The sequence below is a fragment of the Phycisphaerales bacterium genome, from assembly GCA_040221175.1.
Taxonomy (GTDB): domain Bacteria; phylum Planctomycetota; class Phycisphaerae; order Phycisphaerales; family UBA1924; genus JAHCJI01.
The window spans coordinates 68985-90327 of sequence record JAVJVK010000015.1 but is presented as its reverse complement, the minus strand read 5'-3'; the positions used below and the strand labels follow the sequence as shown (position 1 = coordinate 90327).

General features: G+C 65.5%; 13 protein-coding genes. 3 read left to right on the top strand and 10 right to left on the bottom strand.

Features of this window, described 5'->3' with window-relative positions; all coding sequences use genetic code 11:
- Positions 1 to 45: 45 nt before the first annotated feature.
- The gene (locus RIE32_11815) at positions 46 to 1242 is read left to right on the top strand and encodes a hypothetical protein (protein ID MEQ9096936.1); all 1197 of its coding nucleotides are present in this window, start codon (positions 46 to 48) and stop codon (positions 1240 to 1242) included.
- Here RIE32_11815 and RIE32_11810 read toward each other — a convergent pair.
- Positions 1178 to 2740, bottom strand: a complete 1563-nt coding sequence (locus tag RIE32_11810; protein MEQ9096935.1) for a hypothetical protein — start codon at positions 2738 to 2740, stop codon at positions 1178 to 1180. The genes RIE32_11815 and RIE32_11810 overlap by 65 nt on opposite strands.
- A gap of 57 nt (positions 2741 to 2797) precedes the next feature.
- Here RIE32_11810 and RIE32_11805 point away from each other — a divergent pair, with 57 nt between their 5' ends.
- Positions 2798 to 3919 carry a UbiA prenyltransferase family protein gene (locus RIE32_11805; protein ID MEQ9096934.1) on the top strand — a complete coding sequence of 374 codons (1122 nt, stop codon included), beginning with the start codon at positions 2798 to 2800 and terminating at the stop codon, positions 3917 to 3919.
- Positions 3920 to 4172: 253 nt separating this feature from the next.
- Positions 4173 to 6896 (top strand): zinc-dependent metalloprotease, encoded by a 2724-nt coding sequence (locus RIE32_11800; GenBank protein ID MEQ9096933.1) that lies wholly within the window; start codon positions 4173 to 4175, stop codon positions 6894 to 6896.
- Positions 6897 to 6998: 102 nt separating this feature from the next.
- On the opposite strand, the gene RIE32_11795 is transcribed toward RIE32_11800, so the two are convergent.
- The 9 genes from RIE32_11795 to RIE32_11755 all read right to left on the bottom strand — a co-directional run bounded on the left by RIE32_11795 (position 6999) and on the right by RIE32_11755 (position 21312).
- Positions 6999 to 7886: a GC-type dockerin domain-anchored protein gene (locus RIE32_11795; GenBank protein ID MEQ9096932.1), complete on the bottom strand. Its 888-nt coding sequence runs from the start codon at positions 7884 to 7886 to the stop codon at positions 6999 to 7001.
- 142 nt (positions 7887 to 8028) lie between these two features.
- On the bottom strand, positions 8029 to 8853 hold the full coding sequence (locus RIE32_11790) for an SDR family oxidoreductase (GenBank protein MEQ9096931.1): 825 nt from the start codon (positions 8851 to 8853) through the stop codon (positions 8029 to 8031).
- On the bottom strand, positions 8843 to 10426 hold the full coding sequence (murJ, locus tag RIE32_11785; GenBank protein ID MEQ9096930.1) for a murein biosynthesis integral membrane protein MurJ: 1584 nt from the start codon (positions 10424 to 10426) through the stop codon (positions 8843 to 8845). The genes RIE32_11790 and murJ overlap by 11 nt, the downstream gene beginning before the upstream one ends.
- Positions 10423 to 10818: a VanZ family protein gene (locus tag RIE32_11780; GenBank protein ID MEQ9096929.1), complete on the bottom strand. Its 396-nt coding sequence runs from the start codon at positions 10816 to 10818 to the stop codon at positions 10423 to 10425. The genes murJ and RIE32_11780 overlap by 4 nt, the downstream gene beginning before the upstream one ends.
- Entirely contained in the window at positions 10815 to 11855 is a 1041-nt protein-coding gene (locus RIE32_11775; GenBank protein MEQ9096928.1) for a ParA family protein, read from the bottom strand. Before RIE32_11775 ends, RIE32_11780 begins: the two co-directional genes overlap by 4 nt.
- 54 nt (positions 11856 to 11909) lie before the next feature.
- Positions 11910 to 13271 carry an MraY family glycosyltransferase gene (locus RIE32_11770; protein ID MEQ9096927.1) on the bottom strand — a complete coding sequence of 454 codons (1362 nt, stop codon included), beginning with the start codon at positions 13269 to 13271 and terminating at the stop codon, positions 11910 to 11912.
- Positions 13268 to 14281, bottom strand: coding sequence for an NAD-dependent epimerase/dehydratase family protein (locus RIE32_11765; protein ID MEQ9096926.1), 1014 nt, complete (start codon positions 14279 to 14281; stop codon positions 13268 to 13270). The genes RIE32_11770 and RIE32_11765 overlap by 4 nt, the downstream gene beginning before the upstream one ends.
- Before the next feature lie 50 nt (positions 14282 to 14331).
- Positions 14332 to 16551, bottom strand: coding sequence for a hypothetical protein (locus tag RIE32_11760; GenBank protein ID MEQ9096925.1), 2220 nt, complete (start codon positions 16549 to 16551; stop codon positions 14332 to 14334).
- Between the two features lie 156 nt (positions 16552 to 16707).
- Positions 16708 to 21312 carry a tetratricopeptide repeat protein gene (locus RIE32_11755; GenBank protein MEQ9096924.1) on the bottom strand — a complete coding sequence of 1535 codons (4605 nt, stop codon included), beginning with the start codon at positions 21310 to 21312 and terminating at the stop codon, positions 16708 to 16710.
- Positions 21313 to 21343: the final 31 nt, after the last annotated feature.

Sequence of the window (21343 nt, the reverse complement as noted above, 5' to 3'; positions counted from 1 at the left end):
GGCGCTCGCTCGGCCGATGGCCTGTGCACACAATTCTCGTCCACCATGCCAGAAACTGCCGGCCAACCCAAGCCTCCCCGACGCCGCCCCTTCCGGCGAGCCTTGGCGTGGGTACTGCGGCTGAGCCTGTGCGTGGTCATCCTGGGCTTCATGCTGGGGCGAGCCTTTACCGATGGCCACCTCTGGAGCCAGTGGCTGTTCTGGGCCCCCCACGAAGCTTGGCTGCTGGCCCTGGTCAGCCTCGCGGTGGCCATTCTCGTGGTCGAGCCCCCCGAGGCGAGGCGCCGGGGGGCATGGCTGGGCCCGGCCCTGACCATCGTGCTCGCGGTCAGCTACGTGTCTCTGGCCCATTGGCGGCTTCACAATGCGCTGCTGCGCGAGCCGGGCGAGACCGTACTGAGGGTGTACCACTGGAACGCCACCGAGGCGACCGATTCGTCGCTGCAGGCGTTCCTACGCGATGCGGATCCGTTCGGGCTTTCGCACGATGGTCCGGCCGTGGTCGTGCTTGCCAATCCACCGCTTCGCCTTGATTGGCCCGAGATTGTGCGCATGCTCGCCGACGAAGAAATCGCGCGTGCTTCCATTACCTCGCACGTGCGACGGGGGGGGAGATTCGTCATCATCAGCGGACCGCCCATGACCCGGGCTGGCTGGACGTCTCTCGGCCTGGAGGCGAAGACCACGGATCCAGACCTCATCGACAACGGCACGGCCATGTTCGCAACCATCGACCTCGGACCCGACCCAGTCACGGTGTGGGCGATCGACTGGCCGAGCGATCCGCAACGCAGTCGCCTGGTGTATGCGGCCCAGACGCTGGAACGAATCGATGCGTCATCGCATCTGGTATTCCGTCCCACGACCGCCGGCCCACTCGAGCAGCACAAAGAAATTGGCTTTCCACCGCCCGACGTCGTCGTAGGCGACTTCAACACCGCTCGGGGCTCGGCTTCGGTTGCCGAGCTGCTGCCGGGCATGGCCAGCGCACACGCGCAGGCGGGCATTGGGCCGGACTACGGCTGGCCGCGGTTCATTCGGGATGGCCGCCGGGACCGACGGGTGATCCCCTTCCTCGGACTGGATCAGGCATACGTCGCTCCGGACCGCTGGCGGGCGACGGCCTACCGAATGCTCGATCTGGGACAAGGCACCCACCGGGCCCAGGAGATATTCCTCACTGGGGCGGACGGACACCGCGCCGCGGCCGATCCGCCGGCGGCTCGGGCAGAAGAGAACTGAACGGGGTCTGGCTTGCGCCCTCACGCCAAGGGCCGACCTCCCGCTTCCAGAGTACCGCCGCCGACGTCAACGCCAATGCGCATGCGAGCAGCGCGATCGGGCCGGCCTGCGCCATCGGTGGGCGAGGCCTGGATGGGCCGCGATGGGCCACGGCGACCGCCGTCGCGATGGCCAGGAACAGTAACGCGAATGGTTCGTGGTAGCGCTGCCAGACCTCGCTGCTGGCGACCTGCGCGACGGCGAACCCCGCGAAGAGACTCCCGAGGATCCACCGGCGACGCGGCGGCGCAAAGGCGAGCACGACGACGAGCGTCGCCCCGCCGGCCATCGCGACCGCCACGATCAACGGATTGCACTCGCCGATCGGGCCAAACGGATTCAGCCGATGCGCCGCCGACCAGACCAGCCCTGCCCGACCAGCCTTGGGCTCGGGCGTTGTCGGCACGAGGGCCGAAACCACGCCGGCCGCGATGGCTGCCGCCACGATCCACGGCAGGGCTCGGCGGATCTGCCGAATCGTTCGCTCGCGCCCCCCCGGCTCCCCCACGCCGACGACGGCTGGCAGGAAGAAGACGCCCAGGCCGGCCAGCATGACCAGTTGCAGTGCCAGATTCGAGGGGTTGATGCCATCGTACTGCCCCTGGAATTCGTAGGGCACCAGGCCGTTCCAGATCGTGTAGAGATACACCAGGGTCAAGATGGCCGGCACCGTGGCGAATGCCATCGGCACGAGGTTTCGCGCGCGCCGTGGCATGCCAACGAACGGATTCGTGCTCGCGGGTCCTTCTGGATGGGATCGAAGCCATGCGGCCGCCCAGAGCGGCAGAGCAAGGAAGAGCAGGTTCTGTCGCGTCCACACCGCCAGCAGCAGCCCCGCCCCCACCGCGATCGACCACCGCAGAGAAGGCCGCCCGAAGACCGCCGCCATGCCGAGCAGGTAGACCCAGAACCAGCCGGCGTTGTCCGCAAGCAACCAGGCACTGGAATTGGCCACGTACACGGAGGCCATCAGGGGAGCGACCAGAAGGGCTCCGAGCAAGGGTCCGCAGCGTCGCCCCAGCAGCAGCCCGAAGCCAGCGAAGATCAGGGCACTGAGCAGCAAGCCAACCAGCCTTAGCCCGGGGTCGCCCATGCCCGTCAGGCGAGCCACGGCGGCGAGCACCCAGTGGTAACCGGGCGTCATCGCGACGAAATGATCGGGATACGTCAGGCTAACGGCTGGCCAGGTCCGAGCCAGGGCATCGATCGTGTGCTCGTGGAACAGCACCTGATCAAAGGTCGCCCTTCCCTCGGCGTGCAGCACGTTCAGCAGCGCTAGCGGTGAGAGCAGGACGACATACAAGGCCGGCAGCAGGAATGCGGGCCACCGACGGCGATCGACCGATTCACGGCCGTCCGGGCTCTCCTGCGACGCGTTGGAGCCGGCGTGATCGATGCGAACTCTCCGGGCCCCGACCTCGCAGGTAGAGGGCAGAGCGGTTGGACTTACCGGCCCCAAAGTCCGATTGTTACGCTCGGGGGCCCGTGCGGGTCGAGTTCGTGACAGCGAGATTTCATGACGAGATTGCCAGAAAATGCCGGCACGAGTTCCGCCCACGATGCCATCGGCACGACCGACGGCCATCGTGAGCCCTTGTGGCGGGCCTTGTTGAGGCTTGCCCGGCCCAAGCAGTGGGCCAAGTCGGCGTTCGTGGCGGTCGGGCCGTTCTTTGGCGGGGCGACCGCATTCGAGGAAATCTGGGCGGTGCTGCTGGCGATGGTGGCGTTCGCCCTGGCGTCGAGCGGCTGCTACGTCGTCAACGACCTCCGAGACGTCGAGGCCGATCGTCTCCATCCCCGCAAGCGGCGGCGCCCGATCGCCTCGGGCCGCATCGGGCAGGCTACGGCCCGGAACTTCGCCGTCGCGCTCTGGTTGCTGGCGGCAGGCTGCGTCGCGGCCATCATCCCGCTGCTTGGGAGCGCAAACGCGATGGCGCTCGGCGGGCTAGTGGGCTTGTACGTGCTGAACGTGACCTCGTACAGCATGCGCCTCAAGCACGTGCCCGTGGTCGACGTGCTGAGCCTGGCGCTGGGCTTCGTGCTCCGCGTGCTGGGTGGATGTGCCGCCGTGGGCATCACCCCGAGCACGTGGCTGCTCAACGTCACGCTGTTCCTGGCCATGTTCCTCGCGTTTGGAAAACGACTGGGTGAGCGAAGGACGCTCGGCCAAGACGCGACGGCGGCCCGGGCGGTCCAGGGCGTCTACACCGACGAACTGCTCCGAATGATGGTCGTGGTGACCGCCGTAGCGATGCTGCTCACGTATGCCGGATACGTGCAGGATCAGGAATCACGGTATGTTTGGGTTTTTGGCGGTCGTTCGCTTGGGCAGGGAGACTCGCCCAGCCTGGGCATGAACCTCCTCTGGCTGACCATGCTGCCGGCGATGTTTGCAGTTCTGCGGTGCATCGTCCTGCTCGAGCGAGGCGAGTTCGACGATCCGACGGAACTGGCCACACGAGATCGCGACTTCCAGTTGGCCGCCATCGTATTTGCCGCCCTGACGGCGTCGCTGGTGCTCTGGGCGGGTCCGGCCCACCGACCATCTCCGGCCAATCTTCCGGGAATCGACCAGGTGGATCAACAGTCCACGCCCGCGATGACCGATGAGGAACCCGAGGGATTCTCGGGCGTCTGAGCCACCAGGAGGCGGCTTCGAGGCTGCGGGGAAGCTCCCGGGAGGTCCGGGAATCCCGACAAAACGCCCCCGTGGGCGTCGACGTAGTGCAAGGGGGACCGCGGCAGCGCGTCCCTTCTTAGGATCGATTGCATGGATGGTGCGCCCCGACCGAACGCGTCGGCCGGGGAATGAACCGAAGGCCACAGGCACGCGGGCAAGTCGCCCGGGCATCGGCCGCCGCAGAAGCCTTCACACACGGAGTACAGGGATCATGAGCAACACGACACGGAGATTCGGCATCGTTGGCGTCGCGGCGAGCCTGCTGGCGCTGGCCGGCCAGGCCCAAGGCAACGACCTTCCGCCGTTCGACAAGGTCAGCGAGGGCTTCGAGCAGGTGGTGTCCACCGCGGACGGCCAGAGCTTCTTCAACATCTGGAAGCGCGAGAAGGACGGCCAACTGCTGGCCGAACTGCCGCGTGGCTTCGAGCGGCAGAAGCACTTCTTCGCGATGACGATGGGGTCGGGCGATATCTTCGCTGGCCTGCAGTCGGGCGACCTGTACGTGTACTGGAAGCAGTACGACGATCGCCTGGCCCTCATCCAGCCCCAGACCGAGGTGCGGGCGGGCGGTGACAAGGGCGTGCAGAAGGGCATCGAGCGCATCTTCACCGATCGCGTCCTGCTCGAGGTGCCGATCGTCGCCAAGGGGCCCAACGGACAGCCGGTCATCGACCTCGATCAGCTTCTGGTGAACAACGCGGGCACGTTCTTCGGCGGCCGGGCCGCGCGACTGAACTCGCGTCTGGCGACCATCAAGACGGCCAAGGCGTTCCCCGAGAACGTCGAGATCGCCATCGAGGCGCCCGACCAGAGCGGCCAGCTTGCCATCTACCACTACTCGATCAGCAACATCAAGGGCACGCCGGGCTTCAAGCCCCGTGAGGCCGATGAGCGCGTGGGCTTCTTCACCACCAGCTATCGCGACTTCTCGGAGATGGACGGCTCGCAGATGTGGACGCGGTACATCAACCGCTGGAACCTGGAGAAGGCCGATCCGAGCCTGAGCAAGAGCCCACCCAAGCAGGCCATCGTGTACTACATCGACCACCAGGTGCCGGTAAAGTATCGTCGCTGGGTGCGTGAGGGCATCGAGTACTGGAACAAGGCCTTCGAGGAAGTCGGCATCGTCGGCGCCATCGAAGTGGTCTACCAGGACGCCAACACTGGCGCCAACATGGAAAAGGACCCCGAGGACGTTCGCTACAACTTCATCCGCTGGCTGACCAACGGCATCGGTACGGCGATCGGCCCGAGCCGCGTGAATCCCGAGACCGGCGAGATCCTCGACGCCGACGTCGTGCTTACGGACGGCTGGATCCGCGCCTACTGGTTCCAGTACAACGACCTTCTTCCGCAGGTGGCCATGGAGGGCTTCGGCCCCGAGACGCTGGCCTGGCTGGACGAGAATCCGCAGTGGGATCCGCGCGTGCAGATGGCCGCGCCCGAGCAGCGTGACTTCATCATCGCCCAGCGCGAGGCTCGCGGTCCGCTGCCCTTCGGCGGCCATCCCGCGATGACCGACCTACGGGCCGAGGATGGCTCGATGTCCGATCTGGTCGCCAGCTTCATGGTCGACGGGACCTGCAACATGGCCCACCTCAAGGCCATGAACATGGACGTCGCCCGCCTGAGTGGCGAGGTGCTCGGCCTGTTCGACAACGACGCCAAGGAAGGCGCCGACATGCTCGATGGCGTGCCCGAGTGGTTCGTCGGGCCCGCCCTGGCGCACCTGACCGCTCACGAAGTCGGCCACACGCTGGGCCTGCGCCATAACTTCAAGGGCTCGTCGGTCTTCACGATGGCCGAGATCAACTCGGACAAGGTCAAGGACAAGGAACCGTTCTCGACCACCGTGATGGACTACAACCCAATCAACATCAACATGGAGTCCGGAGAGATCCAGGGCAACTACGAAGTCATCGACATCGGGCCCTACGACATGTGGGCCATCGAGTACGGCTACACCGATGGCAAGCTCGAAGACGTGCTGAAGAAGGTCGAGGATCCCAAGCTGGCCTACGCCACCGACGAGGACACATGGGGCCCCGATCCGCTCGCCCGTCGCTACGACCTCTCGGCCGATCCGCTCGATTACGCCGAGAACCAGATGCGCCTGGTGCGTGAGCTCCGCGCCCAGATCCTCGACAAGTTCGTCAAGGAAGGCGACAGCTGGGCCCGCGCCCGTCGCGGCTACAACATCACCCTGGGCCAGCACGTCAACTCGGTGAGCATGATGGCCAACTGGGTGGGCGGCACGTTCCAGAGCCGGGCCAAGAAGGGCGATCCAGGCGATCTCTCCCCCCTGACCCCGGTGCCGGCCGACCAGCAGCGAAAGGCCCTCAACTTCGTCATCAACAACACGTTCTATGACGACGCCTATGGCCTGACGCCCGATCTGCTCAGCAAGATGACCGTGGACAAGTGGTACGACGGCGGCGGCATGGGCTCGCTCTTCGAGGAGCCGGCCTTCCCGATCCATGACCGCATCCGCGGCATCCAGTCGTCGGCGATGACCATGATCCTCAACCCCACGACGCTTGGTCGCGTGTACGACAACGAGATGCACGTCAGCGCCGACAAGGACTTCATCACCGTGGCCGAAGTCATGGGCACCGTGAAGGACGCGGCGTGGAAGGAACTCAAGGAAGGCGGCAGCGGCGGCTACACCGACCGCAAGCCCATGATCAGCTCGCTGCGTCGCGGCTTGCAGAGCCAGCACGTCGAGCGGCTGATCAGCCTGTCCAACCGGGGCTTCCCCGGCGCGTCGGGCGCGGCCCTCTCCAACATCGCCAACCTGCAGCTGCGTGAGCTGCGTCAAGACATCCAGGCCGCCCTCAAGAGCGACGGCATGGACACCTACACCAAGGCGCACCTGATGGACACCAGCGATCGCATCGAGCATGCCTTGGAGGCCCAGTACACCCGCACCCGCTGATCGAAGCGGACGAGTGACCTGACCACCTGAGGCGCCAGCAATGAAACGGCCCCGCTGCGAAGCGGGGCCGTTTTCGATGGGACCGTCAGGATTTGGTCTCGATTACTCGCAGCCCTGGTCGAATTCGTTCTGGAACGCCAGGAAGTCGAAGATCGTCAACTGACCGTCGCCGTCGAAGTCGGCAATGGGATCGCCGGCATCGAACAGGTTCTGGAAAGCCAGGAAGTCGAAGATCGTCAACTGGCCGTCGCCGTCCAGATCGGCCCGGCAACCCGCATCGCCAGCGGCAAACAGCAGGGCCTGCACGAGCAGAAGATCGCCATCTGTCGTGATGTCCCAGAAACCCGAGGACGACGTGCTGGGGGGCGGATAAAACCCCAGGTCGACGCGCTTTTCGTTGGCGCCAACCGCGACGAGGACGCGGCCATCGTCCCACTCGGCAATCGCCCGGGCGCCGGGATTCAGGTCGGTCACTCGGGGCCGGAAGCTGGACGTGCCGCCGAAGAACTCAACGACGCCATCGACGATGGGGTGATCCGGCTCCAAGATGTTGCCAAGGAACGCCGAGCCGGACTGGTTGCCCGAACGGGGAACGATGACCTCGTAGTCGGGATTGCCACGCCACCGGCCGGCGATATCTCGGTCGGTGGTCGTGCTGCTGTTGGCGAAAACCGCAACGACCACCCCACCGCCGGCGTCGACGTAGTCGGCAAGCACGTTGCCCACGCCGTCGGGATCCCCCGGCGTGCTGTTGGTCCACACGATGACCGAATCGAATGCCAGCAGCTCATCGAGCGTCGGCGTGGTGGTGACCGTGTTGATCACCGTCACGCTGTCGAAAGCCAAGCTGTCGACCAGGACTCGCTCGGTCTCGACGAACTGAGATGCCGTGCTCGATGACGCGGCGGCTGCCACGATGGCGACGTCTTGGGCCACGGCGGCGCCAGCCAGGCCCGCCAGGGCTGCGATCCCCACAAGTTGCATACGCATGAAATTCTCCCCTTGAGCGCCCGGCATCGTGCGAGCGCGTGGTTCGGGCTGGGTCCACCCCCACGGTGGATTTCCCGCCGGAACTAGATTAACCGATTCCAAGACGCCACGCAAGGGCATTTCTTGCCACGGGCAACCAGGCTCATCCTCGCCGATTGACGCGGTCCTGCTGTCGGACGAACCGGTCCAAGGCAACGTCGGCCAACCCGTAGAAGGTGCTCAAGGCCCCGAGCCCCAGGCGGCTGGACAAGCTGGTCCAAACCTCGGTCCTGGGTCGCCTCAAGCACGCCACCACGGCCCTGGCGACCCGTTCGGGCGGCTGGATGAGGAAGCTGGGCGTGTTCTCGACAAGGCTGCCGCCGCCGCTGCGCCGCCGGGCTTCGTCGAAGAACTCCGTCCGCGTGCCAATGGGATGGACGCTCGAGACATCGATGCCCTTTGGCTTCAGTTCGTGCCGCATGGCCCGGCCGATGTGCCACTGGGCCGCCTTGGTCGCGCAATATGCTCCGTACCCGGGGAGGGGCATCTTGCCGATGCTGCTCGAACAGATGAGTACATGCCCCCGGCCGCGGGTCAGGAAACGCTCCACCGCAGGCCGGACAACGTGCAAAGTGCCAAACAAGTTGACCTCGAAGATCTCTCGCATCTGCTCGTCGGTCGTTTCGTGGATCGGGCGCTCGAATCCGAAGCCTGCGTTGGCAAACACGGCATGCAGCGGGCCGAACGCTGCCTCAGCCCGGTCGATGAAGGTCCGGCACTGATCGTCGCTCGAGACGTCCATCTGCACGGCCAGCGCTCGGCCCCCGGCCTGCTCGATCTCGCCGGCGAGGGCTTCGAGCTTCTCCAGCCGCCTGGCCCCGAGCACGGTGGGCATGCCCGCCCGTGCGCATGCCAAGGCCGTGGCGCGGCCGATACCGCTGCTTGCGCCGGCAATCGCGATGGACCTGGACCTCACATCAATCGCCATCGCGGCCCCCTCGTCGCACCAGTGCGCGACCCAGTTCGTCATATCCAAGAAGCTTCGCGACCCCCGCGTACACGACGATTCCGCCCAGTACGCACGCCGACAGCCTGAGCACATGGTCCCACCACGAGTTCGAAGATGGCCACGTCCACAGGATGATTCCGACTGCGCCACCCATTGCGAGCGACGCGGGCAGCGCCTTCCAACTCCTGGTCCAAGTTGGGCCGAAGACCTCGACGCCCTTCCGGCGTCCGAGCAAGGCAATCAGCACGACACTCTGGCTTCCGGCCGCGATAGCGGTCGCCCACGCGAGGCCAGCTTCTTCGAGGAGCCATATCAGACCGAGATTCAGCACGAGGTTCAGCCCAAGTACCCAAACGGAAACGATCGCCGGCGTTCTCGTATCGCCCAGGGAATAGAACGCGCGTGTCAAGACCTGGTTGCACGCGTAGGCCCAGATGCACGACGCATACCCCACGAGCGCGGCCGCGGCCCTGTGCGAGCCTTCTTCGCTGAACGCGCCCCAGCCCCCGAACAGGACGAACGTCAAATCGGCCGAGACCAGCATGAGGCCAACGCTGGCGGGCACTGCGATTGCAACCGACAGCGATAAGGCGTCGATGAGTGCCAACTCGAAGCGATCACGTTGCGACGCCAACCGACTCAGCAGCGGGAATGCTGCGGTCGCCACGGCAATGCCGAACACGCCCAGTGGAAACTGGTAGAGGCGCTGGGCGTAGAACAGCACGGCGTTGGACTGCTCGTCGAGCGGGTAGGCAAAGCCGAACACGGTGGCGCCGAACCAGATGGGCCACATCGCCAGCACGACGTCGAGCAGCGCGCTTGCCTGCAGCGTGCCGAGGCCAATGATGGCCCCGGCCCACCGCCGCAGCAGGAGCCGCGCACTCTGTCCCACTCCGGTAACGACGCGAGTCCAGCGAACATGGGTCCGCAGGGCCCACAAGCTCCACGCAAGCTGGAGCGCTCCCGAAAACACGACCGCCGCGCACAGCAGCATGGCCGCGGACTCCACGCTTGCCTCGGACCGCAAGGCGTGCACGCCGACGGCAGCGAGCACGCACAGATTCAGCACGATGGGCTGGGCTGCGGGCGGCCCAAATCGGCCGTGGGTCTGGAGCACGCCCGCCAGAGTTGCCGCGATGCAGATCAGGGGCATGAACGGCAACGCGATCATCACCAGCAGGAGCGAGAAGTGACGCGCGCCGCCGGGTTCGGCCATCGAGACCGCCAGCCACAATCCCAGTTCGCCCAGGACGCACAGTCCCGCCGTCACCAGACCCAGCAATGCGACCGTGAAGCTGGCGAACCGGTCTGCGGCCCGTGGATCCGCTTCGACCAGCCGGGCATACTCGGGCACGAAGGCGGCCGCGAGCGCCCCTTCTCCGAACAATCGACGGAACGTGTTGGGGACGGCGAACGCCGCGGCGAAGGCCGAACCCACCAGAGTATCTCCGAACAGCCGGGCAGTGACGACATCGCGTGCCAGACCCAGGATGCGCGAGAGCAGCGTGAGCGAGGAGATCACCCGAAACGCCCTGGCCATCGCCGCGCTCACGCCGCATCTCCCGCTCCGGAACCCCATCGTCGCAAAAGCACAAAGAGCAGTCCGGAGGCCACGATGGCCCCAAGCGAATTCGCCACCATGTCAGTCGGATCGAACACCCGGTCAAATATCGGCAACGCTTGCGAAGACTCATCGATCACCGCGTAGCCGATCCCGATGGTGGCCAGCAACAGAGCTCGCCCAACGCGGCCAACGTTGCCCAGCCAGCCTGTCACCCCGAGTAGAGCGGTCCACACGCCGAACGCGGCCATGTGGATCAGCAGGTCGAGCCTCACGCCCGGAACCACGTTGACCTGCACCCCCGGCTTATGCGTCGCAACGAACAGGGCAACGGCATAGACCACGAAGCCCACCCGGAGCGCCCGGCGGTGGTGTTCGGTCACGACGCGTGCTGCTGCTGGCTGGGCGGGGTCACGATCTCGGGCGGCTCGGCATCGTCCGCAGCCGAGGCGGGCGAGGCGCCCCCGGCATCCTCGCCTTCATCTGCCTTAGGTTCCACTTCCGGTTGCGTCTCTGGCTTGCTCGGGGTGGATGAAGAGGCGATCATGGCTGGCCCAGCGGGTTCGATGAGCGCCACGAAATGCTTGGCAAGCGCCGCGTAGTCCCGCGCTCCGGCGGCTTGCGGGGCATAGTCAAAGATCGATTGACCAAAGCTGGGAGCCTCGGCCAACTTGATGTTGCGGCGGATCGGCGGCCAAAGCACTCGGGCCCCCTTCCAGGGAACATCCCGCTCTCTGCCCTCGGCGAAGAAAGCCTCCATATCGCCCACGACTTCCTGGGTATGGCTGGCCTGCTGGTCGTACATGCAGAGGACGACGCCGGCGACCTTCAACTGCGGTCGCACCTGCCTGGCGACCATGCGCACCGTTTCGAGCAGTTTGCCAACGCCGTGCAACGCCAGGAAGTGCGCCTGCATGGGGATGACGACTTCGTCGGCCGCCGCCAGGCCATTGAGCGTGAGCAACCCAAGGCTGGGCGGACAGTCGATGAGCACCACGTCAATGGCTTGCGCTTCGCATGCCGCCTCGATCGCCAACCTCAGCCGGTGATGCCGGCCATCGGCCTGGGCCAGTTCGGTTTCGACTGCCGCCAGATCCGTCTCGCTGGGAAGCAGCCAGAGGTTTTCGCCCGCGGGGGTCATTTCGACGGAGGTTGGCTCAAGCAAAGCGTCGTAGACGGTGGCCGGCGCGTCCTGGCCATCCGCGGAAACACCAAGGTGGAGCGTGGCGTGGGCCTGGGGATCCAGGTCGACCAGCAGCACTCGCTTGCCCAGCCGGGCGAGCGCGGCGGCGAGGTTTACCGCCGTCGTGGACTTTCCCACGCCACCCTTCTGGTTCATCAACGCGAACACCCTGGGCGGCCTGCTCTGGCTCGGCTGCCCATTCGGTGCGAGATTCTGGCCGTGCGGTGCGCTATCCATCGCGCGATTCTATCGCCTCGATGTCGCCCGTCTGCTCGGGTTTGCGGCCGAGCCTCAGGAGGCGGATCGCTTGGGGCGGTTGGCCGCATCGATGGCCAGCGATGCCTGATTCTCGAGGTATTGCCGGCGGCTGATCTTGATCGCCGTCACGCCCACGTAGCAGATGACAATAAGCGCCAGGGCATAGACCACCCGGGCCCGGCTGAGGCTCATGGCCAGGCCCAGGGCCGTGAAGCAGGCCGTAATGCCGTACAACGCCAGCACCGCCCCCTTGACGCCCAAGGCCCGCTTGAGCATGTGGTGCAGGTGCTGGTCGTCCGCATCGGTAATGCTCTTGCCGCTCATCCGTCGGCGAACGATGGCCAGCACGCTGTCGATGATCGGGACGGCGAACATCATCAGCCCGGCCAGCACGAGGTGCGTCTGGCCCATGTCCCCCAGCGTCAGGATGATCACGATGGTGCAATAACCCAATAACATCGAGCCGCAATCGCCCAGGAAGATCGAGGCAGGGTTGAAGTTGTGCGGCAAGAAGCCCATGCAGGCCCCCAGCACCGCCAGGCACATCACCAGACGCTGGGCGTCGCGTGGCCCCTGGTCGATGACCATCAGTGAGAGGGCCAGGATCGTCAGCCCGACGATGGTGATCGTGGTCGTCCCGGTCAGCAAGCCATCGAGCCCATCGATGAGGTTCGCCGCATTGCAGGCGCCGATGACGAACACCGCGATGACGCCGGCCCCCGCCCAATACACCAGATCTAACTGGATCGGAGCCTCGAGGCCCGGGATCGGCACGTAGAAGATCAGATCGCTGTTGCCCAGCACGCCCAGGCTGACCAGTGCTTCGCCCACCGGGCGCAGCACGCCTTGGGCGACGCGGACGCCCACGTTCTCGATCGCCAGCGCCGCCGCAGCAACGAGCTGGCCGCTGATCTTCAGCCCGGGACGGATACCAATCGCGTCGTCCAGCAGGCCCACGACCGTAATGACGGCCATGCCTAGGAGGACGCTGATGGGCACGACGGCGTGGTACTCACCGTCGATCATGTGCTCGCTGGGATAGACCACTGCCAGATCGCCCCACGCCGTCCCGAGGTAACTGACCAGCGTACCTCCCATGATGCCCATGAACACCGCCAGCCCGCCCAAGTAGGCCACAGGCACGCGATGGACCTTTCGGGGATCGCTGGGGCGGTCGATGATGCCCGCGGCGAGCGCGATTCGGCGGACGATCGGCGTGGCGATGATCGTGATCGCGAACGCCGCTACGAATACCCAGATGAAGCGATGAAAGATCGCCAAACCCGACGTAGCAAGCTCGCTCGCCTCTGGTGCAGCACCCGCTGAGGGCTCGGCAAACATGCCCGGATCGATCGGCGGCAGCCCGAAGGTGGTCATGGCGGCAAGAAGGCTCACGGGCTCACCCCGGCCGGCCCCATCGCCTCGGCTACTGCACGGATCGTGTCGGCGAGATCATGCTCGGGCTCAAAGGCGATTGCGGCCCTCAGGCGCGTGAGGTCTGGCACGCGTCGCTGCAAGTCTTCGAAGCCGGGCCCATACGCCTCGTCGTAGGGAACGCGCACGATGGTCGACTGGGAACCCAGAATCTCGACCACCGTGCGGGCAAGGTCATGAATGCTGATGGCCGATTCGCTGCCGACGTTAAAGATGCTTCCGCGAGCCGACGGCGAGCCCAGCAGATCGACCAGGGCGCGAGAGACGTCTCGGACGTCGCAGAAGCACCGGACCTGTTCGCCGTCGCCAAACACGCGCAGGGGCTCATTGGCCAGCGCGGCGGCAACGAATCTGGGCAAGACCATCCCATAACGACCAACCTGGCGTGGCCCCACGGTGTTGAACAGGCGGACCACGACAACGCCAAGCCCGTGCGCCCGGTGATGCGCCAGCGCCAAGTACTCGTCGAGTGCCTTCGAGCACGCGTACGACCATCGCGTTGCGGTCGTCGGCCCATACACCACGTCATCGTCTTCTCGGAATGGCACGCGATCGCTCTTGCCGTACACCTCGGAACTGCTGGCCACCAAGACCGCGGGCCGGCTGGGCATAGCCGAAGCGTATCGAAGCAGAGCGCTGGTCTGTTCGGTATTGGTCTCGATGCTGCCGATGGGATCCTCGATGATGAGTTCCACGCCCACGGCCGCGGCCATGTGGTAGATTTCTTGGAATTGCGCCCCCTCGGTCGACTGATCGAGCAACCACTCGCGCAGATCGGCTTGGACGAACCGCAATCGTCCGTGTGGCTCGGGAAGGTTGGCACGAACGCCAGTGGACAGGTTGTCGACGACGACAACGTCGTCGCCACGCGCCAGCAGAAGCTCAACGATGTGCGAACCAATGAACCCGGCCCCGCCGGTGACAAGCACCCGGCGAGCGGCTCCCGTCGGGTTGGCGGCGTCGTCACGCAACGGCGAATCTCTCCTGAACCTCTGGCCCGGGCCGGCCGGTACGAACCGGCTCAGCTCTTGGCGGGCGTCTTCGCCTTGGCCGTGTAGCTGTGCCCGGCGCGGAGGTTCCCTCGAAGGTATCCACCGCTCGCGTTGCGTGCCGCGTTGACCAGCACGCCAAGATAGCGGGCGGGCTGTTCATCGAGTTCCCGTGACAGACGGCCGATCTGGCCGCGGGTCTCCCCAAACGCCTTGGCAACCAGCATGGTGGCATCCACGACCTGCGCAAGCGCCTGGGCATCGCCCGAAACCGTCGCCGGAGAGACATCCAGGATCACGAAGTCCGCCTCGGCGGTCGCTTGCTTGATGAGCTTGACGATCGCTCCAGTGGCCAGCGCCTCGAGTTGGCGATTGCCGGGCTCACCGCACGTGATCACCCGAAGGTTCGGGTTGCCGGTCTGCTGGGCCACGTCACTCAGGGCTGCTCCGGCGAGCACCTCGCCCACGCCCGGCCCCATGGGCAGGCCAAAGACCTCGTGCAAGCGCGGTCGGCGGATGTTGGTATCGATCACGATCACGCGGTTGTCCGCCGCCGCAAGCGACTCTGCCAGATTGCTGACGACCGTGGTCGCACCCGAACCGGGCATCGCCGGCACCACCAGCAGCGACTTGTGACCGCCGGCTCGCATGCGCTTGAGCAGTGCACCGCGAACCTGGCGATAGCTCTCGCTCATGGCCGTCAGCGGCTGCTCGGCGAACACGCGTTCGGGCGTATCGATGCGGGCCGGGTCTTCGGTCACGTGCGGCACCATCCCAAGGATGCGAACGCTCGGCAAGGCCGCGATGTCGGCCGGGCTCTTGACCCGCTGGTCGACCATCTCCAGCAGGTACGCGCCACCGGCCACCAGGCCCACGACGACGATCATGCCGGCCGGCACCAGAATGTAGATCTTCGGGAAGGCCATCTGCGTCGGCACGCGCGGCGACTGGATGACGTCGACGCGCGACGCCGTGGTCATCTGGCTTGTCGCATCCAGCATGCGCAGGTCTGTCTCGAACTCCTGCTGGAGTTCCAGGATCTGCTCCATGCGGCGTTCGATATCGCTCAGTTCGGTCTCCGCATACACCAATTCCTGGAGCCGTACGCCCAGGTCGGTGCGACGCTCGACCAAGCGAGCCATCTGGGCGCGCAGCTGCTGCTCGCCCAGCCGGAGTTGATCGAGCTGGGTCTGGAAGAGCTCTTCCATCAATTCCTGACGCTGCTGGTCGAGGCTGCGTTCCAGAGCGGCGATTTGGTCGTCGATGCGGCGGATCACCGGGTTGTCTTCGGCCAATCGCTCGCGCTCGGTAGCGCGCTGGGCTTGCAGGAACACGACCTGGGATCGAAGGTTCTGGATCAGCGGCTGGAGCTCCACCTGAGCCCGCAGGGTGTCGTTGAACTGAAGGCCGCCCGGGTTGCGCAGCTGGGCCTCCATCTCGGCCTTCTGGGCCAGCAGGGCCTCCAACTGGAGCCCAAGCTCCTGCATGGACCCCAGCACGATCATCATCTCCGCTCGCTCCTGGCTCTGATTGATGTCCAGGACGTCCATCTTGCGCGAGCTGACGATCTCGTTGCGGCGGCGATCGGATTGATCGAAATCGGTCTCCAGGCCCAGAATGGCCTGCTCGATTGCTTCACGACGCTCGGTGGTCGAACGCGAACCGCGCCGCCGGAGATCCTGCAGATACGCTGCATTCACCACCTCGGCCAGCGTGGCGACCTCCTGGCGGTCGCGCCAGCTCACGCTCATGCGGATCAGATCGGTGCCCGCCAGTACGCGGGCGCCGACCTGCTTCTCGAGATCGAGTACGGCCTGGCCGACGTTGACCACGCCGCCGGTGGTGTGTCGCGAGATCCACTTTGGAGCTTCGTTTATCAGACGCGGATTCTCGACCGCCTGCCTCAGCACGTTCTCGGACACCATCATCGCCGCTTCGGTCGCCATGAAGCGCTCGAACTCGTCGTCGTCGATGTTCATCTGCTCGGGGTTGGGCCGGGTTTGTGGCGGATAGCACTTGTAGATGACCGGCGTACTCCAGGTCGGTCGGAATTCGGCCAGCGCAAAGTGAGCACCGGCGCCGAGCACGCCGCCGACGACCGCCGCGATGACGAACGCGAACTTGTACTTGCGCAGCACGCGCAGCGGATCAACGCTCGCGGCCGTCTTTGTACCGATTTGCGCGCCCGACCCGCCGCCGGAGCCATGCGAGCCATTCAGGGAGCCGTTCGTGGATGTAGATGCGATCGTCATGCTGTTCTCTCGTCAATCGGGCCGGTCAGATTCAGGGCCCATGCTGTACGTCGGCCTTCTGCGCTCCTGGGTTCGGTCCGGGTGCCGTTTGAGGGGCAATCCGTTTCGTGCGCCGGGCCCGAAGGCCCACGGGACACGTCCGAAAACCTCTTCGCCTCAGCGCCCATCCAGCTCCTGTTGCAGTTCTTCAAGGATGGAGCGATACGCCTCGGCGCGCCCACCCCACGCTTCAAGCAGGTCGGAAGCATCGCTCGCATGCGTGCGTGCCGCGTCAATCCGGCCGTTCGCCAGATCGATCTGTCCCTGCCGAATCTCGGCGAGCGCTTCCTCGGGCGAACCGCGAGCGATGGTGGACAACTCGTCGGCCGCTTGCTGGGCCTCGGCCAGCCGGTCGCACTCCATGTACGCTACCGAAAGCGTGCTCTGGACGATGGCGGGCGCGATGCCGCCGGCTTCCTTCGCACGGTTCGCCAGTTTGATGGCCTGCTCACACTGGCCCATTTCCGTCGCCAAGACATACGCCAGATTGTTCAGCGACTGGCCCGACTGGGGATTGAGTGCAATCACGGCACGCCACGCCTCCGCCGCTCGCTGGTAGTCACCGCGCTCGTACAGCTTGTCCCCCAAGAGCTGGCCTGATCGCACGGCCACGATGGCCTCTCGGTCTCCGGCAAGCCGGGCAAGCTCGCTGAGCCCCTGCTGCTCGGTTGAAGGGTCCTGAAGCATCAGCGAAGCCATCATGATCTCGCCCACGCGATCGGGGGTTCGCTCGGGCGCGAGTTGGACCGCAATCTCCATCCGCGTGGGGTGGTCCTTGATGAGGGCTGGCATCGCGTTGAACCAGCGGATCACGCCCGCCGTGTCGTTGCGCACCATCTCGAACGACGCAATGGCCTCGGCAATCGCGCGTGGCCGATTGCCTTCCTGCATCGACAGTCCGGCAGACATCAACCGCAGCTGCCACGTACCGGCGACGTCCAGGTTGGTGTCACTCAGTACCTGTCTCGCCTTGGCACGTGCTTCGCCTGTGTTCAGGTTGAGCAGGAATTCAACGAACTGCGCCGCGATCTCCGGGTTACGACGCTGTGCAAGGGACTGCTCGAACAGCCGGATCGATTCACCGGTCCGGCCCAGGTCGGCCATGAGGCGAGCCATGTTGACACGCAGGTCCACGTCCGCCGGGTTCGCCTGCAATGCCGCATCGACTACGGTCATCGCCCGGGGCGTGTCGCCGTTCTGCACCAGTCGGCGAATGAGTTGGTTGCGCAGCTGGCTCAGGCCGGGGTTGATCTCCAGGGCACTGGCGACCGCTCGGGCCGCGTCGTCGTACCGGCCCTGTTCCATGGCGATCAAGGCCCGCAGCCGGTAGGCCTCCCACCGGCCGGGATCCTGGCGAATGGCTTCGCTGACGTCTTCGCCGGCGTCGCGCAGCAACTGGTTCCGCTCGGCCTGTGGGATCGAATCGTCCGTCCGAACCTCGTTGTAGATGATCTCGGCGCGGCGCACGTACGCACGGGCCGACGTCGGATGGGTCGCCAGCGTGTTGCTGATGGCCTGGCGTGCCGCGTCGCTGTCGCCCCGGGCCAACGCCAGATCGGCCCGCAGGATGCCCGCGGCTTCCGAATTCGCAAGCGTGCTGTCGAGCCCGTCCAGCGCCTGCTGGGCCCTGTCGGGCATATCGCCGCGGATATAGGCTTCCACCCGCGCCAGCTTCAGCATGCCGTCGGTGTCCTGGCCCGACGCGATCAGTTGATCGATCACCTCGACCGCCTCGTCGGATCGACCCGCGGCCAGAAGCAACAAGGCCAGGCGCCGACGAATCGGCTGTGATTCGTCGGTATCCTGATCGAGCGCGTTGCGCAGCTTCTGGATGGCAAGGTCGGATCGGTTCTGGCTCTGCAGGAAGTTCGCATAGCTCAGAACGTCGCGTGCATCCAGGTCCCCCGTCCTGTCGCGTGCGGCCATGTATTGGTCGAACTTGTCAACGGCCTGACGCGTGTCTCCCTGCTCAGCGTGCCAGCGGGCATCGAGCATCACGAGCGCTACGTCGTCCTGCTCGGCACGCAGCTCGTCGATGATCTGGCGCGCCTTGTTCCACTGGCCGAGCTTTACGTACACGCTTGCAAGCGCAAGGTTGTTCTGACGATTGCCAGGATCCTGCTCGCGGATCTCCTCCCGCCGATACATGGCGGCCGTGGAATCGCCCACCTGGGCCTCGAGGGCCAGCCATTGGTTCAGGAACGTCTCGTCGGCGCCCGCGATGCGCTGCGAACGCCGCGCGATATCGAGCGCCAACTTCGTACGGCCTAGTTCGGCCAGAGCCACGATGACGTCTCGCACGTTGGTCACGCTGTCGGGCTGACGCCGCAGGATCTCCTGGTAGTCGGCCACCGCATCCTCGGTACGGCCGAGGCTGCGATAGATCTGCGCCCGGCGGTACAGCACGGGAACGCTGGTCAGCCCGTCGGAGATGACCGCGTTAATGAGCCCGAGCGCCTCTTCGCTGCGACCCCGGGCCTGCAGCAGATTGGCCCGCAGCACCCGACCGCCCGCCTGGTCGGCGTTCAACTCGGTTGCCCGAACAATCAGACGCTCGGCCTCGGACCACTGCTCGTTGGCGATTGCCCGGAGGATCTGGGTCTGGATGACCTCGGCATCATCGGGATCGATCTTGATCGCCGCCTCGAGGTGACGTTGCGCGTCCTCGGTTCGGCCGTCACGCATCGCCATCCGATACTGCAGCATCTCTGCGCGAATGGGCTCGAGATCATCTGGCAGTTCCCCGCTCATAAACCGGATCTGCGTCGCCAACTGCTGGAGCAGCCGGTTGTCCGGATACTTGCTGAGCCCCTCGTCGATCGTGGCAAGAGCCTCATCGGTCTTGCGCTGCATGCCCTGAATGGTGGCCAGCGCGTTGTACAGCCGGGCATCGTCGGTCTGTCCCATGAGCCCGCGAATCAACTGCTCGGCCTGCTCGTACCGGGGCGACACGCCGCCGGTCGTATCGAGCATGCGGTCGACCCCGAGCAACGCCTGCTGGATCGGATCATCGGATTGCACCTGCCCGGTTCGGATCCGGAAGTTCTCGTATCGACGCTGGATCCTCGGATCATCCGGAGCCAGTTGCACGGCTCGAACGATCGACTCCCACGCGCCATCGGTGTCGCCGACGCGGTCCTGCAAGTCGCTCAGCTGCGCCCACGCCTCGGGCACGTTGGGACTCAGTTCCACGAACTTCTTGAGTTCTTCGATCGCCTGGCCCACCTGATTGCGATCCATGTAGATGCGGCTGAGCAGAAAGTGGGCCTGCGGATCGGTGCCGTTTGACTCACGCTGGTACGAGACCGCCAGCCCCTGGGCCGACGCCAACTCGCCGCGCATATACGCGATGCGTGCATCGAGGAGCAATACCGAGGGGGTGCCCTGGGTCCAGTACCGCTCAACCTTCTCGCGATACTCGGTTACCCGATCACGTGCCGCCTGCACCTGATCGCCTTCTGCCGCGTTTGCTAGCTCGATCGCGCTTTGAGCCTGACGGAGGACCGCCTGGCCGTTCAGCAACGTCAGGATGATGCCCTCCAGGCTCACGGGAACATCCGGCGACTCCAGCACTCGTTCAAAGGCGCTGATGGCGCGCTCGTGGTCGTTGCTCTCTGCCGCAAACACACCCTCGAAGAAGGCGATCTGCGCAAGCGTTCCGGGATCGTCTTGGGCCGCCTGCGTTGCCGCCTCGAGAATCCGGTTGGTCAGCGGAATCTCGGAGGAACCCGGCGAGGTGAGCCGCTCGAGCCGATGCACGAGCTGGGCGACTTCCACCGTGAGCATTTCGGGAGGACTCTGCCGGATGACCTGATCGACGATTACCTCGACGCGTGGCTTGAACTCCGAGGCCAACGCCAGGTTGGCCCGGACACGCTCTTCCTGGGTTCGCAGGTCGCGCAGCGGCCGCGCGGCAACCTGGAGGTCGTAGTAGAGGCGCGCGATCAAGACGCGGGGGTGGTTCGGGTTCTCGGCCAGGAAGTCGTCGAGCGTTTCCTTGGCTCGATCGAGATAGACCTGCGGGTCCGTGCGCCCCATCCGGTTCTCATTGGCCTCGGCCATGAGCCACTCGTACAGCCCCACGGCCGCCTCGTCGTCGTCCGGATCGACCCGCAGGGCGGCCTCGAAGTCGAGCACCGTCTTGTCCTTGAAGTCCGGGTCGGCCTCGCCTGAACCCAGGCGCATGTTCAGGTTGCTCAGGGCCCGGTACCGGCGCAGCCGATGCCAGTCGGCCTGCTCGTCGTTGGCCTGTTCGGTCGCGAGGAATTGCTCGAGCGCGAAGTTGGTCTCGCTCAGCAGGGACTGCCAGTTGGAACGCCCGCCGGCCCCGAAGACGTTGCGCTGCTCATACTGGGTGCCCAGGAACTTGTCCCACGCGTCGACGTTCGTGCGCTGCGCCACGGCCAACTGCCGCAAACCCGGTACGTAGTTCTTCCAGTAGACGTCGGCGTACTTCGTCTGCGTCTCGGGCGTCAGCTTCTCGATCGACTCGATCCATGACTCGAGATAAACAACGTTGGTCGGTTCCTTATTGACGGCCTTGCCATAGGACTTCTCCGCCTCCACGAAGTCCCCGGCCTGCATGAACTGCTGGGCTGCTTCGTAGTGGTCCGAAGCCGACTTCTTGACGATGAAGTACGCCGCGCCGGCCATGCCGACAAACACCACCCCCACGATGGTGCACAGGATCGCGACGAATCTGACATTTACACGAGCCGCCATGTCCGCCTCCGTATCGCCAGCGGTCGCGCCC

Excerpts from the sequence above, each read along its gene's own strand:
- RIE32_11805 (MEQ9096934.1), top strand. The coding sequence starts at position 2,798 with ATGACGAGATTGCCAGAAAATGCCGGCACGAGTTCCGCCCACGATGCC.
- RIE32_11800 (MEQ9096933.1), top strand. The coding sequence starts at position 4,173 with ATGAGCAACACGACACGGAGATTCGGCATCGTTGGCGTCGCGGCGAGC.
- RIE32_11790 (MEQ9096931.1), bottom strand. The coding sequence starts at position 8,853 with ATGGCGATTGATGTGAGGTCCAGGTCCATCGCGATTGCCGGCGCAAGC.
- RIE32_11815 (MEQ9096936.1), top strand. The coding sequence starts at position 46 with ATGCCAGAAACTGCCGGCCAACCCAAGCCTCCCCGACGCCGCCCCTTC.
- RIE32_11755 (MEQ9096924.1), bottom strand. The coding sequence starts at position 21,312 with ATGGCGGCTCGTGTAAATGTCAGATTCGTCGCGATCCTGTGCACCATC.
- RIE32_11795 (MEQ9096932.1), bottom strand. The coding sequence starts at position 7,886 with ATGCGTATGCAACTTGTGGGGATCGCAGCCCTGGCGGGCCTGGCTGGC.
- RIE32_11775 (MEQ9096928.1), bottom strand. The coding sequence starts at position 11,855 with ATGGATAGCGCACCGCACGGCCAGAATCTCGCACCGAATGGGCAGCCG.
- RIE32_11760 (MEQ9096925.1), bottom strand. The coding sequence starts at position 16,551 with ATGACGATCGCATCTACATCCACGAACGGCTCCCTGAATGGCTCGCAT.